The organism is Paramylibacter ulvae (genome assembly GCF_014652655.1).
GTDB classification, from domain to species: domain Bacteria; phylum Pseudomonadota; class Alphaproteobacteria; order Rhodobacterales; family Rhodobacteraceae; genus Amylibacter; species Amylibacter ulvae.
The window spans coordinates 305,573-320,230 of the sequence record NZ_BMZF01000003.1; the positions used below are offsets into that span (position 1 = coordinate 305,573).

Consider the following 14,658-nt stretch of genomic DNA (forward strand, 5'->3'; position numbering starts at 1 on the left):
TCAAAGAGATAAAGGATACTGAATTTGGTTGTTGGAAATATCGTCGATAACATCACGCGTATGGCGGAAACGGCGGCGGACGGCGTGAATGAAACATTGTTTGAACCCGTTGTTCGTCTTGGTGTTACGGGGTTGTCGCGATCTGGGAAAACGGTGTTTATCACATCGTTGGTTGCCAACATGTTGGATCGCGGGCGCATGCCCCAATTGGGTGCGGCGGCGCAGGGCAAAATTATCGCGGCGTATCTGCAACCCCAACCGGATGACACGATTCCACGGTTTGACTATGAAACGCATCTTGCTGCGATGACAGGTAAAAACCCACATTGGCCACGATCCACTCGCTCGATCAGCCAATTGCGATTATCATTGCGTGTGCAACCATCGGGGATCATTTCGGGCCTGCGCAGCCCACGCACGGTGCACATCGACATCGTTGATTATCCGGGTGAATGGTTGTTGGATTTACCGCTGCTCGATCAAAGCTTTGCACAGTGGTCGGCACAATCTATTGCTTTGGCCAAATTGGGGCAACGCGCTGATTTAGCCACCGAATGGTTGGGGCAACTAGAAGATACTGACGCCGATGCCCCCCTTAATGAAGTATTGGCGCAAAACCTTGCAAAAAGTTTTACAAGTTACCTCACCGCAAGCCGTGAAGCGGGATTTTCTGCATGTTCGCCGGGGCGTTTTTTGATGCCTGGTGATTTGCAAGGTTCGCCAGTTTTAACATTTGCACCGTTGCGAGAGGGCGCGCGGAAACGCGGATCGCTGTACCGCGAATTCGAACGTCGTTTCGAGGCATATAAATCCAAAATCGTGCGCCCATTTTTCAAAAATCACTTTGCCCGTATTGATCGCCAAGTTGTGTTGGTTGATGCGCTTGGCGCAATCCATGCTGGACCACAAGCTGTGAATGATTTGCGCAATGCAATGGTCGATATTTTGTCCTGTTATCGCATCGGACAAAACGGAATTTTTGCGCCTTTGCTTGGGAAAAAGGTTGAAAAAATCCTGTTCGCAGCAACCAAAGCAGATCATTTGCACCACACTCAGCATAATGCGTTAACCAATATTATGCAGGCGCTGTTGCGTGATGCAAAGGATCGCGCAGAAGTTAAATCAGTGAATACTGCCGCGATGGCGATCGCCAGTTTGCGCACCACCGTTGAAGAAACTATTCAACACGACGGAGAAACATTGGATTGCGTACGCGGCACCTTGCTGGACACAGGGAAACAAGCGGTAATGTACCCAGGTGAATTACCCGATGATCCCATGTCTATCATTTCAATCGCAAAACAGGGCGCTGACAATTGGTTGGATAATGACTATGCAATCATGCGATTTGCGCCGGCTGATATGACGCTGAAATCGGGTGATGGCCCACCGCATATTCGCCTTGATAAGGCCGCGGAATTTTTGATCGGAGATCGTTTGAAATGAGCAAAACGAAAAAAGCACCGATTGTGATTGAACTGGATACGCTACCCACAAAATCAAAACGAACCACGCCAAAGTCAAAGTCGGTTCTAAATGATGCGCACCTGTCCCCCGCAGATGCACCTGCGATCATCGACACACCGATAAATGGGGATGCAATGCAATCCGTTGCACAGATCGCTGCGGCAAGGCCATCGCGATTGTTAAGGTTTCTGGGCTGGGCGGTGTTTACATTGTTTGGTTTGGTTATATCGATTGCATTTTGGGATTTCACAATGGATTTGTTGGCCCGCAATGTCTGGCTTGGCCGTATCGCACTGGGCTTGATTGCGGCGATGATTTTGGCATGTACGCTGATCGTATTGCGCGAACTGGGCGCCATTTCACGTCTGCGTAAAATTGATGATTTGCGCGAGGTCAGCGAACAAATATTGGTCCAAGGTGATCTGGTAGCCGCCAAAAAACACAGCGATAAAATCGCGGCACTATTGAATGGACGCGATGAAATCGGTTGGGCGCTGGCCGAATACCACGAACATTCAAACGATCAATTTGATGCAGCATCACAGATGCATTTTACCGAAAATACATTATTTCAACCCTTGGACAGACTTGCCCAAAAAGAGATCGAATCCGCCGCACGACAGGTGGCGACAGCCACCGCGATGATACCACTTGCATTGGCGGATATTGTCATTGCTCTGACCGCTAACATTCGAATGATCCGCCGCGTTGCGCAAATCTATGGCGGGCGAACAGGTACATTTGGATCATGGCGATTGATGAAAACGGTGGCGGCACATCTGGTGGCAACAGGGGCCGTTGCAATTGGGGATGATATGCTTGGATCCATCGCTGGCGGGGGTGTTTTGTCAAAACTATCGCGTCGTTTCGGCGAAGGCGTCGTGAATGGTGCATTAACCGCACGCGTTGGCATCGCCGCAATGGAAGTCTGCCGCCCAATGCCGTTTGTTGCGCTCAAACGTCCAAAGGTAACTGCATTGATGAAAAATGCGCTGGTGGGGTTTTTTGGGTAAACTAGCGCAGGTTTGGCACAAGCCTTGCGTCATTCGTAATTCCCATTTGCAGGCTTGCACCGATGCGCCGCGCCAATCGGATCATAAATGCAGCCTTGGATGGTGGTAACACTTGTTCCGCGCTTTGCTGAAATAGATCAAGCCAGATTGGAAAGTGTTCAGCGTGAATATGGCCTTGGGTGCGATGGGCTTGCATTGGATTGCCCTGATAATCACGTTCATGCAAGATTGCATTCGCCCAAAACCGCGTGATTTTGTCTTCGTGGCTTGGCCATGCATCCGCAGAAATGCTGATCGCAAAAATAGGTGCCAAAATGGGATCCTTACGAACGTATGAATAAAAATGCGTGATCAATTTTTCAATATCTGTGCGTGTTATTGCGTGATCAGGCACAGTAATACGCAACCAACAGGCCCAAGGGCAGCCAAACCAGCGTATTTAGAAACGACCGCATCAAACCCATTTCGTCGGTTGGTTTTATCCCAAAGTAGAGACAAAGTTTGGTGTCAGGCCATAAGAAAGCATCGGCGAGTGTGTTGAGGAGAGACATCATCGATTCCTTAATAAGTATTTTGGATGCGTAATTAATACGCTTTTAATTGCGCATTGTAAATGCTAATTAAACTCCATGCAGTTAACAAAATTTACAGATTACGGATTGCGGGTATTGATGCAGGTATATGCATCCGCACCTGCGCGTGTTTCGGTTGGGCAAATATCGACCAGCTATGGCATATCAAATAATCATGTTGCCAAGGTCGCATCGGCACTTGTGCACGGTGGGTTTTTAGAATCTGGTCGTGGGCGTGCGGGTGGCTTGACCCTTGGGCGCGATGCCAAAGACATCAACATTGGTGCGGTTGTGCGACATTTATCGGGTGACGTCCCTGTGGCCGAATGTTTCGCGGCTGGTTCCTGTGATTGCAGCGCTTTTGCACAATGCGGCCTGCGTGGCCCATTGCATGATGCGCAACAGGCATTTTTCGGCGTATTGGATGCGTATAATCTGGATCAAGTTGTGAAAAACAGAATATTGATGGATGGGCTGTTGAACAGCGAGAGTGCGTTTTAATCGAGCGGCGCAACGCCACGTGCTGGGTTCACCAATGATCCGCATACCAGTTTTGTCAAAATTTGCGGGACGGGTGGAACAACGCTGGCAGGTGCAAGCAGATAATCGCGCAGTATCGGCAATAGCCGACTGTCAGATTGATACATCGGGGTGAATGCCCAGCTCATCGCCTGATAAATTCCCGCGTGCCATTTGCGTGCACGCGCATAGTTTTCAAGTGCATTCGAAGGTTTTGTACGCAAGCTTTCCGCCATCGCATATGCATCAAGCAGTGCCATATTTGCACCCTGTCCCAATTGCGGGCTGGCGCGGTGGGTCGCGTCACCAACATGGACAAGTCGATCTGAATAGGGGCGCCGCAAAGTACCATGCGAATATTTCGCCATTGTCATGTCATCATGTGATTTGATTTGGCTGACAAATGGTTCAATTTCTGGCCACAATGCGATTGCATCATTCTGCCATTGCGACAAAAGGTTTTGTTTCCATGTATTATATCCGTTTCGTGGTAACGACCAAAACAATGCGGCCTTTGGAGTGTTGTCATTTGGCATGGTGCCCAGGGGCAAAATGCCGATCATATTTTTGGCGCGGTGGTATTTTTGGCGCAATTCATCTTGTGCTAAACTGGTGCCGTTTGGCCAATCAACAGTTCCCCAAATTGCACCATACGAAAGATCGCGTGCCACAAGCGGACTAAGTGGTGAATTTGCACCAGCGGCATCAATGACAAGGTCGAATGGCCCAACTGTTGTACCATGTTCGAATGTCACCATGCGCCCGATGTCTGAAGCCGTTGAATGTATTGCTTTGTGTCCATTGGCAATGGCTACACCGATGGCGTTCGCACGTTTCCAAAGGATATCGAATAATGCAGCGCGGTGGATGGCAAGACCAAAGTCAGCACCACCCTTGGCACCGTAAGCAACATTTAGAACCGCACGGTTGCGTTTGGTTTCATGCCCCAACATGTGGAAAATTTTTGCACCAGCATCAATGGCGTGATGCAACACACCAAGGGATGATAAAACCCGTTGTCCGACGGGTTGAATAACCAAACCTGAACCAACTGGGGCGCTGGTTTCGAATTGATCGAACACGGTTAATTCGTGTCCCTGTTCTTGCAACATTATTGCGCTTGCTAATCCCCCAATACCACATCCAACAATCGCAATTTTCATCTTCGTTTCCTTTGGTGTGCCATTGTGCAAAACCTATGATAATCGGCCGTGTCTGAATAGGATAAAAACACCACTGTCAAAGGCTGGACGAAGTGGTTTTGTACGCTTATAAGCCAAGTCATGGAACGATTATTCGCGATTATTATACGAATTATTTGCCCGGCGCTCTGAACTCAGAACCGCCGGGATAAGGCGTATGGAATACCGCGCCGCACTTTCCCTTTACAGAATTCTCCAAGACTGGAAACGATATGTGCGCTGACACACCCGAATATAAAACGACATTAAACCTGCCCGTCACTGATTTCCCGATGCGTGCAGGGTTGCCCAAACGCGAACCTGAATGGTTGCAACGCTGGGCGGATATCGGCATTTACGATCGCTTGCGCGAAAAAACAGGGCGCGAAACATTTGTTTTGCACGATGGCCCGCCCTATGCGAACGGGCATTTACACATCGGTCATGCGCTGAATAAAATCCTCAAAGACTTTATCGTGCGCAGTCAGCAAATGCTGGGCAAAGATAGCCGTTATGTTCCAGGTTGGGATTGCCACGGCTTGCCGATTGAATGGAAAATCGAAGAGCAATACCGCAAAAAAGGCAAAAACAAAGACGATGTGCCCGTTGTGGAATTGCGCCAAGAATGCCGCAAATTCGCCGAAGGTTGGATCGATATCCAGCGCGACGAATTCAAACGTTTGGGCATCACTGGTAAATGGGACAACCCATATCTGACAATGAATTATCACGCAGAGGCCGTGATCGCGGATGAGTTCATGAAATTCGTCATGAATGGCGCATTGTATCAAGGCTCAAAACCTGTGATGTGGTCGCCGGTGGAAAAAACCGCACTGGCCGAGGCCGAGGTCGAATATCACGATCACAAATCACACACGATCTGGGTTCCGTTTAAAATCACATCCCCTGTGGCGGATGATTTGGCGGCGGCGCGCGTGGTGATCTGGACAACGACGCCGTGGACGATCCCATCAAACAAAGCGATCTGTTTCAACGAGGGTTTGAAATACGCATTGTACGAAGTGACTGAAGCACATGACGGCAACTGGGCCGCGGTGGGCGAGCGTTACGTCATGGAACACACCCTTGCATTGGCAGCATTCGGTGCGGCCAATGTCGAAGAGGGCGGATTTAAATATATCCGCGATGTCACGTCGGATGAATTGGCATCAATGACATGTGCGCACCCATTGGCAGGTGCTGACGGCGCGGATGGTTTCTGGGATTACGATGTGCCGATGTTGCACGGTGACCACGTCACCAACGAGGCGGGTACAGGTTTTGTACATACTGCACCGAGCCACGGCGCGGATGATTACGAAGTATTCATGAAACGCAACTGGCTGGATCGCATGACCCATAACGTTGGCGAAGCATCTGAATTTTTGCCACATGTGCCGTTTTTTGCAGGATTGGAAGTGTTCGATCGCAAAGGCAAAGAGGGCAAGGCGAACAACACGGTGATCAATAAATTGGTCGAGGTCGGTGGCATCATTGCGCGTGGACGTGTGACACACAGCTACCCCCATTCGTGGCGATCAAAAGCACCGATCATCTTTCGCAACACGCCACAATGGTTCACAGCAATCGACAAAGAAATCGGTGGAAATGATACGTTTGGCAAAACCATCCGTACCCGTGCATTGACCGAGATCGACAATGTGAAGTGGACACCACAAACAGGTCGCAACCGTTTGTATTCTATGATCGAAGCACGCCCCGATTGGGTGATGAGCCGCCAGCGTGCATGGGGTGTGCCATTGACCTGTTTCACCAAGAAAGACGCATTGCCAACTGATCCGGATTTCATCTTGCGCGATGATGCAGTGAATGCACGTATCGTGGCCGCATTCGAAGCCGAAAGCGCGGATTGTTGGTTCGCGGATGGTGCCAAGGAACGATTCCTTGGCAATGATTACAATGCTGATGAATGGGAACAGGTTTACGATGTGTTGGACGTATGGTTCGACAGTGGGTCAACCCATGCGTTCGTCATGCGTGATCGCGAAGACGGGCCAGAGGATGGCATTGCGGATCTGTATCTGGAAGGGACGGATCAACATCGTGGTTGGTTCCATTCATCCATGTTGCAATCATGTGGTACGAATGGTCGCGCACCGTATAAGGCCGTGTTGACGCATGGATTTACCTTGGATGAAAAGGGCATGAAAATGTCCAAATCCGTGGGCAATACAATCGCGCCAGAACAGGTAATCAAACAGTATGGCGCGGATATTTTACGTCTGTGGGTGGCACAGGCCGATTACACCGCCGATTTGCGTATCGGGCCAGAAATCTTGAAAGGTGTTGCAGACAGCTATCGCCGTTTGCGCAATTCCATGCGGTTTATCCTTGGCAATTTGAACGGGTTTAGCGACGCCGAGAAGGTTGATCCTGCTGATATGCCCGAGCTGGAACAATGGGTTCTGCATCGATTGGCCGAATTGGATGATGTGGTGCGCGATGGTTATGCTGCCTATGATTTCCAAGGCGTGTTCCAACAGTTATTTCAGTTCTGCACCGTTGATTTGTCATCTGTGTATTTCGATGTGCGCAAGGATGTTTTATACTGTGATGGTGATGATAGCATCGCACGCCGTTCGGCGCGTACGGTTCTGGACATCCTGTTCCATCGTTTAACGAAATGGTTGGCGCCAATGTTGTGTTTCACAATGGAAGACGTCTGGTTGGAACGTATGGACGCCGATGGCGCATCTGTGCATCTAGAGGATTTCGTCGAAACGCCAAAGGCATGGTTGAATCCAGAACTAGATGCAAAATGGAATGCGATCCGTCGAGTACGCCGTGTTGTAACGGGCGCAATCGAAGTTGAGCGTACCGCCAAAAATATCGGTGCAAGCCTTGAGGCCGCGCCAACCGTTTATGTGGCGGATGCCACAGTGTGTGGCTATCTTGATAGCATCGATTTTGCCGATGTGTGCATCACATCTGGTATCACCATCAGCGGAGAAGATGCACCAAGCGGCGCGTTCAAATTGGATGATGTTGATGGCGTAGCTGTGGTTTTTGCCAAAGCATCGGGTGATAAATGCGAGCGGTGTTGGAAAACATTGCCAGACGTTGGCACGCATAAACATGCGGGCACGTGTGCGCGTTGTAACGACGCGCTTGGTTAATGGAATATTATTTAGGGCGCTGCATGTCAGTGCCCTAAAAAAATCCATAGACACAGCAGGGTGCGTTCGCGCACACTCTTTTCAGTGTTTTAAAGAGGCTGTGAATGAATTGTGGTGTCATAAAAACCCCCGTTGGATTTGTTTCTGTTGTTGAACAGGATGGTGCCATAACCCAGTTGAATTGGGGTGGCGAAAACAGTGGTACGCGTACAGGATTGATAAAGTCCGCGTTGTTTCAGTTGGAACAATATTTCAACAATGATCGCGATGAATTTGATTTACCGCTCAACCCAGAAGGCAGTCTGTTTCAACAGCTTGTTTTTCGCCAAATGTCGAAAATTCCCAAAGGCCGCACAGTGACTTATGGCGATATCGCGACCGCACTTGACGCCCCCGCACAAGCAATCGGACAGGCCTGTGGTGCCAATCCGATCCCAATTATCATCCCATGCCACCGTGTATTGGGCGCGAATAGCTTGGGTGGTTATTCAGGTGAGGGTGGTGTTGAAACCAAAGTGAAATTATTGCGTTTTGAAGGGGCTGCGGGTTTGTTAATTTGAATGAAATCGCTTTCAATCAGATTACGGCGGCGTATTGTGGTCTGAAAAATTAGGAGATCACCGTGAGCTTTTCTGTTTTTTCTGCCGTAATTTTTGCGGCATTTTTGCATGCCGCGTGGAATGGTGCGGTGAAGTTCGGTGCTGATAAATTACAAGGCATGGTGTTGCTGTCCATTGCGCATGGTCTGATCGGGTTGATCATGATTTGGCAATTTGCGCCACCGGCAAAACCCGCTTGGGGACTGCTGGCGATTTCTGTTTTATTCCATTTGATTTATAAATTTTGCCTCACAGGGGCGTATGAACGCGGGGACTTATCGCGCGTTTATCCCATCGCGCGTGGGCTTGCGCCGATGATTGTTTTGGTTATCGGTTTTTTCATTTTGCCAGATGAAATCAAATCAAATCACGTCGTGGGTGTTCTGTTGGTGGGGTGTGGTATTTTATTGTTGGCGCGCGGCGTGTTTACCATGGGTGAGTCACGCGCGTTGCTGCCATTTGCGATCGGTTCTGCGATTGGGACTGCGGGTTATTCGTTGTCCGATGGCATGGGTGCGCGTTTGTCGGGCGATGTTTCGGGGTATGTTGGTTGGTTGTTCTTTTTTGATGCGATCATATTTACGGTTTGGGGAACCTGGCGGCGTGGATTTAGCGTAATTCCGCTAGCTCCCAAAACGTTGGGTTTAGGGCTTGCTGCGGGTGCGATGTCTGTGGGGGCGTATTGGATTGCGGTTTGGGCAATGACGATTGCACCCATCGCGTTGGTTACGGGTTTGCGCGAAACATCTGTGATGTTTGCCATCCTGATCGGATTTCTGTTGATGGGTGAAAAAATTGACAAGGGCAAGATGATCGCTGCCCTTGTAATAATGTTGGGCGTAATCGTTACGCGGATTTAGCAGGAAACATTTGTTGTACGATGCCAACCAATAACAGATACAAACTGGTTGCCATCAATATCCCTGTTACGATTGGCCCAGCATGGAAATTTTCCCATGCGGCAATGCCTGCCATGACGGTCCATAATGCAGCAATCGGCAGGCTGATATTACGCCACCGTTCGGTGCGTACCGGGTGGATGAATTTCAACGGTGTGAATTGGCTCGCCGCAAGAATGACGGTTAGCACAAGTATGATTTGCCATGATGGTTCAGTTGCAAACATCACCAGAACAAACATATTCCAACACCCCGGGAAGCCCGAAAAACTATTATCTTTGGTTTTCATGCGGGTGTCTGCAAAATAAAGCGCGGATGTGAATGCAATTACGATAATGCAAACCCAACCCGACCAACCGTTTAACAATCCTTTTTCGAACAATGCGAAGGCAGGTATGAACACGTAAGTCAGATAATCAATGATCAAGTCCAACAAAACGCCATCATATTCTGACGCATTTTTTTTTACATCGTATCTGCGTGCAAGTGGACCGTCGATGCCATCAACGATGAATGCTACGACGAGCCAAAGGAACATTAAATCCCATTTCAGATTGACGGCCGCCAATGTCGCAAGCATTGCGAATACGGCACCTGATGCGGTTAGATAATGTACGCTGAGCGCTTTGATACGTAATGTCATATAACTGTCTTATCTGATTGGTTTGGATTTACAACCAATTAGGCCCCTTTAGGGTGGCTCTTGCGATAAACTTCCATCAGGCGTGCTTGGTCAACAGATGTGTATGCTTGTGTGGTTGAAAGCGATGCATGGCCAAGCAATTCTTGGATCGCGCGCAAATCGCCGCCTGCCTCTAACAAATGTGTTGCAAATGAATGGCGAAGCGCATGTGGCGTCGCACTTGCAGGCAGGCCAAGCTGCATCCGCGCCTGTTCCACAACCTTTTGAATCAGACGTGGGTTTAATGGCCCGCCACGTTTGCCAAGGAACAATGCGTCATTTGGGTCTTGGGCATGTGGGCAAAGTTTACGATATGTTTCCACCGCGTTACGTGCGATGGGCAATACGGGCACCATGCGTTCCTTGCCACCTTTGCCGCGAATTTTTAACACATCGGGCAATGGAGCGTCTTTGAATTTCAAACCAAGCGCTTCGGATATGCGCAACCCACAACCGTATAACAAGGTGACAACGGCCATATCACGTGCGCCGATCCAGCCATCCATTGATTGCAATTCAACGGTGCTGATCAATTCAACAGCAGCGGTGCGTTCCACGGGGCGGGGCAGTGGTTTTTTGAATTTTGGTGCGCGGGTTGCCAATACGGCAGTCACGTTCATATCCGTGGTTTCGGATAGCCACCCATAAAAGCTTTTGACTGCAGATAATGCACGCGCCATGGATCGGGGGGATAAATCGCGTTGGCGTTCAAATGATAACCATGCACGCATGTCACGCGTGGTGACGTCTGCCAGCATTTTTTGCGATGTTGCTGCTGCTTTGTGGTTGGTTAAGAAACCCAAAAACGAGGAAACGTCATTACGATAGGCATGTATGGTTTTTTCGGCTGTTCCGCGCAGGGCGGTCATGCTGGTCAACCAGCGTTCCATCAAATCATACGCGCCTGATCGTTCATTCATGCGCAAGCCAGCGTTGCAAGATGCGCTCGAACACTCCGCCAAAGAACACCAATAAATCGGTGCCCATTGCCGGTGAAAATTGATCGGTGTCGCGTGAAGACAATGCCAACAGGCCAACACGATTGCCCGTTCCCAAATCCAGTTTTAGCAATGCCTCCGATCGGATGTGATCGGCGTGTTCATCATGAATCTTTGTAATACCACGTTTGATTTGGCGCAATGTGATCAGGCGTGGCTCAACCTCGCGACCCAGCGTGATGTAATGATCCACCTCGCCTTCGCGCAAAAAGACGACACCTTTGCCAAATTCTTCGCGCAGTGCTGGAATATCGCGTTCGGTTACATGGGCGGTTTCCATACACAGCTTGGCCATTGTTACATTCAAAACATCGGCCAAACCACCGTCTAAGAAATTCAAAAACTCGGCAAAGCTGTTTGGTTCCAATGCCGCCAAAACCGCGCGGTGCAAATGATTGGTGGATGCGATATTGTCATAAGCCGCCGACAAAATGGTTTTGTGATGCCCTTCCAATTGATCAAGCCGTTCTTCAAGGCGTTGAACAACAGCGGTTTTTAGATCAACAATATTATCACCCTTGGTCGCATCATCAGCAGAAACAAGCGCGCGCATGACCTCTCGGTCATTTAGGATCGCATTGGGATCACGCAAAATCGTATCGCGAAGATCGGAGATTGATACCTCTGAAGTCATGCGCAAAGCCCTTATAGGATGTTTTGACCAGTTTTTGCCCAGTCGTTCATGAATGCTTCTAGACCGTTATCGGTCAACGGGTGCGACGCAAGCTTTTTGATAACGGATGGTGGTGCGGTGATAACATCGGCGCCAATGCGGGCACATTCGCTAACATGATTTACTGTGCGAATTGATGCCGCCAAAATTTCAGTTTCGAAATTGTAGTTATCGTAAATTGTGCGAATGTCTGCGATCAAATCCAAACCGTCAATGTTGATATCGTCAAGACGACCAATGAACGGAGAAATGAATGTGGCACCTGCTTTCGCTGCGATCAATGCTTGGTTGGCAGAAAAACATAAGGTCACATTCACCATGTTGCCCTCTGACGACAGCGTTTTACAGGCTTTCAAACCATCCCATGTCAATGGAACCTTAACCGCGATGTTATCTGCGATTTTTGCCAATTTGCGCCCCTCGGCAATCATTTCATCGGCGGTTGTTGCAACAACTTCGGCGCTAACAGGCCCAGCAACTAAATCACAGATTTCTTTGGTCACTTCTAAAATGTCACGACCAGATTTCAAGATCAATGAAGGGTTCGTTGTGACACCATCCACGATCCCCAATTCGTTCAATTCAGCAATCTCTTCAACTACTGCTGTATCTGCAAAAAATTTCATAGTATTCCCTCGTGGTTATGTGGTTTGATGCTCACTCGACGCGAATGTTATATGATGAAACCCCGTTAGGAAATACCAGATTGATCGAAACAGGCCAAACACGTGGTTTCTATGCCCAAGGAGCGCTGGTTGCGGTGTTAACGGCGCAACCGCTGGATCGGTTTTTGGACTACAAAGCACCAGAGGGCGGCGTGATGCAAGGCGCCTATGTCGAGGTGCCACTTGGCCCGCGCAAGGTGTTGGGCGTGGTTTGGGGTGCTGGCGAGGGCAAATTTGACCCCGCAAAGATTCGCAAGATTTCAAATGTGCTGGATGTGGCACCGATGCGCGAGGAAATGCAAATTTTCTTGCAAAAGGTGGCAGATTACACGCTTACCCCGATGACGGCGATGTTGCGCCTTGCCACGCGTGCGCCGGGTCTGACAAATCCGCCCAGCATGCAAAGGGTTGTGGCACTTGGATCAGGCCAGCCTGATCGCATGACACCCGCACGTGAAAAAGTTTTGGCCGTGTTAGAAGAACAAGAAGGTCAGCATTTCATGCCCAGCGAATTGGCGCAAATGGCAGGGGTGACGCCATCGGTGATTAAGGGTTTAGTCAAACAAGGTGTTATCGTTGAATTGGAAACACCGCGCGATGTGCCATACCCCAAACTTGATCCATCGCTGCCCAGCAAAACATTGACGCCTTCGCAGGCATCAGCGGCAACACAATTACAAGCGCATTTGCAAACGGGGGCATATCAAACCACGCTCCTAAAGGGTGTCACTGGATCGGGAAAAACCGAAGTGTACCTAGAGGCCGTCGCCGAATGCTTGCGCCAAGGGCGACAGGCGTTGGTATTGTTGCCCGAAATTGCACTGACCGTTGAATTCCTTGATCGGTTCGAAACACGTTTTGGCCGCCGCCCCGCCGAGTGGCATTCGGGTGTTACCATGACCGAACGTCGCCGGTGTTGGCGCATGGTGGGACAGGGCGATGCACAGGTTGTGGTTGGGGCACGTTCATCGCTGTATTTACCATTTCAAAATCTTGGCTTGATCATTGTCGATGAAGAACACGACACATCGTACAAACAAGAGGACGGCGTGTTTTATTCCGCACGAGATATGGCGGTGATGCGGGCATCAATTTGCGGTGCATCCGTTGTCTTGGCATCGGCGACACCGTCATTGGAAACGTGGGTCAATGCAAAGGCTGGAAAATATACGCGCATTGATTTGGAAAAACGTTTTGGTGCGGCTGAATTACCCGACATGTGTGCGATTGATCTGCGCGAGGACGCGTTGGAAACTGGGCGCTGGATTTCATCAACCCTCGTGTCACAGGTGAACGCACGCCTTGAATTAGGTGAACAATCGTTGCTGTTTTTGAACCGTCGTGGTTATGCACCGCTGACCGTGTGTCGTGCGTGTGGTGAACAGGTGGGGTGTGATCATTGTGATGCGCGAATGGTGGAACATCGTTTCCACGCACATCTGATGTGCCATCAATGTGGGGAAACCAAACCAATCCCCGAAAAATGCCCATCTTGTGGTGTCGAGGGACGCATGGCCGCCGTCGGGCCAGGTGTTGAGCGGCTGGCAGAAGAGGCCGCCGATCGTTTTCCAGATGCGCGCATATCGGTATTATCATCAGATATGTCGCTGTCTGCCCGCGCGTTAAAATCACGTATCGCCGAAATCGCGAATGGTGAAGCGGATATCATCATCGGCACGCAATTGGTGGCCAAGGGGCATAATTTCCCGTTGCTCACCTGTGTTGGTGTGATTGATTGTGATCTGGGTCTGCAAGGCGGCGATTTACGCGCCGCCGAACGCACATTTCAATTGATCCGACAGGTTGCAGGGCGGGCGGGGCGCGCCGAGAAAAAAGGTGTGGCCTACCTTCAAACGCATCAACCTGAGCACCCTGTGATCAAGGCGATTATCGCAGGTGAAGAAGATGAATTTTGGCAAGCAGAAGCTGCATCACGCGAACAGGCAGGCGTACCACCATATGGGCGCATGGCGGGGATTGTGATTACGGGGCCTGAATTATCCGTGGTGTCAAACGTGGCGCAACATTTGGTGCGAACATCAATCGGGCTGCGCCAAATCGGGGCAGAGGTTTATGGACCAGCCCCCGCACCAATTGCGCGGGTACGTGGCAAACATCGTATTCGATTGTTGGTGAAAGCGCCAAAGGGCGTGATGTTGCAGCCCGCATTGGCCGCGTGGCGCGCGGGGATTCGCTTGCCCAACAATGTGCGCATGAACATCGATATCGACCCGCAGAGTTTTTACTAACTGG

13 protein-coding genes are annotated in these 14,658 nt (G+C 50.0%); 7 read left to right on the forward strand and 6 right to left on the reverse strand.

The features are described from left to right. Positions 1-24 precede the first annotated feature (24 nt). Positions 25-1,446: a YcjX family GTP-binding protein gene (locus IE094_RS08250; RefSeq protein WP_229802158.1), complete on the forward strand. Its 1,422-nt coding sequence runs from the start codon at positions 25-27 to the stop codon at positions 1,444-1,446. Next, entirely contained in the window at positions 1,443-2,480 is a 1,038-nt protein-coding gene (locus IE094_RS08255) for a YcjF family protein (protein ID WP_189640132.1), read from the forward strand. Before IE094_RS08250 ends, IE094_RS08255 begins: the two co-directional genes overlap by 4 nt. A gap of 1 nt (position 2,481) precedes the next feature. Here the strand turns inward: IE094_RS08255 and IE094_RS08260 are convergent, their stop codons facing one another. Then, positions 2,482-2,793 carry a group III truncated hemoglobin gene (locus IE094_RS08260; RefSeq protein ID WP_229802159.1) on the reverse strand — a complete coding sequence of 104 codons (312 nt, stop codon included), beginning with the start codon at positions 2,791-2,793 and terminating at the stop codon, positions 2,482-2,484. Positions 2,794-3,109: 316 nt separating this feature from the next. On the opposite strand from IE094_RS08260, the gene IE094_RS08265 reads away from it, so the two are divergent. Further along, entirely contained in the window at positions 3,110-3,553 is a 444-nt protein-coding gene (locus tag IE094_RS08265) for an RrF2 family transcriptional regulator (protein ID WP_189640134.1), read from the forward strand. On the opposite strand, the gene IE094_RS08270 is transcribed toward IE094_RS08265, so the two are convergent. Further along, a complete protein-coding gene (locus IE094_RS08270; RefSeq protein ID WP_189640136.1) occupies positions 3,550-4,734 on the reverse strand; it encodes an FAD-dependent oxidoreductase in 1,185 nt (394 codons plus the stop codon). The two genes, IE094_RS08265 and IE094_RS08270, sit on opposite strands and share 4 nt — an antisense overlap. 251 nt (positions 4,735-4,985) lie before the next feature. Here IE094_RS08270 and ileS point away from each other — a divergent pair, with 251 nt between their 5' ends. The 3 genes from ileS (at position 4,986) to IE094_RS08285 (ending at position 9,348) form a co-directional block, all read left to right on the forward strand. Then, positions 4,986-7,889 (forward strand): isoleucine--tRNA ligase, encoded by a 2,904-nt coding sequence (ileS, locus tag IE094_RS08275; protein ID WP_189640138.1) that lies wholly within the window; start codon positions 4,986-4,988, stop codon positions 7,887-7,889. A 104-nt stretch (positions 7,890-7,993) separates the two neighbouring features. Further along, a complete protein-coding gene (locus IE094_RS08280; RefSeq protein ID WP_189640140.1) occupies positions 7,994-8,449 on the forward strand; it encodes a methylated-DNA--[protein]-cysteine S-methyltransferase in 456 nt (151 codons plus the stop codon). 62 nt (positions 8,450-8,511) lie between these two features. Continuing rightward, a complete protein-coding gene (locus IE094_RS08285) occupies positions 8,512-9,348 on the forward strand; it encodes an EamA family transporter (RefSeq protein ID WP_189640142.1) in 837 nt (278 codons plus the stop codon). Here the strand turns inward: IE094_RS08285 and IE094_RS08290 are convergent. The 4 genes from IE094_RS08290 to fsa are packed head-to-tail and all read right to left on the reverse strand — an operon-like array spanning position 9,335 to position 12,366. Beyond that, positions 9,335-10,030 (reverse strand): CDP-alcohol phosphatidyltransferase family protein, encoded by a 696-nt coding sequence (locus tag IE094_RS08290; RefSeq protein ID WP_189640144.1) that lies wholly within the window; start codon positions 10,028-10,030, stop codon positions 9,335-9,337. The genes IE094_RS08285 and IE094_RS08290 overlap by 14 nt on opposite strands. A 38-nt stretch (positions 10,031-10,068) precedes the next feature. Further along, a complete protein-coding gene (locus IE094_RS08295) occupies positions 10,069-10,989 on the reverse strand; it encodes a tyrosine recombinase XerC (protein WP_189640146.1) in 921 nt (306 codons plus the stop codon). Continuing rightward, entirely contained in the window at positions 10,982-11,701 is a 720-nt protein-coding gene (locus tag IE094_RS08300) for a DUF484 family protein (protein ID WP_189640148.1), read from the reverse strand. Before IE094_RS08300 ends, IE094_RS08295 begins: the two co-directional genes overlap by 8 nt. Before the next feature lie 11 nt (positions 11,702-11,712). Continuing rightward, positions 11,713-12,366, reverse strand: a complete 654-nt coding sequence (fsa, locus tag IE094_RS08305; protein WP_189640151.1) for a fructose-6-phosphate aldolase — start codon at positions 12,364-12,366, stop codon at positions 11,713-11,715. Between the two features lie 44 nt (positions 12,367-12,410). On the opposite strand from fsa, the gene IE094_RS08310 reads away from it, so the two are divergent. Continuing rightward, entirely contained in the window at positions 12,411-14,654 is a 2,244-nt protein-coding gene (locus IE094_RS08310; RefSeq protein WP_189640153.1) for a primosomal protein N', read from the forward strand. Positions 14,655-14,658: the final 4 nt, after the last annotated feature.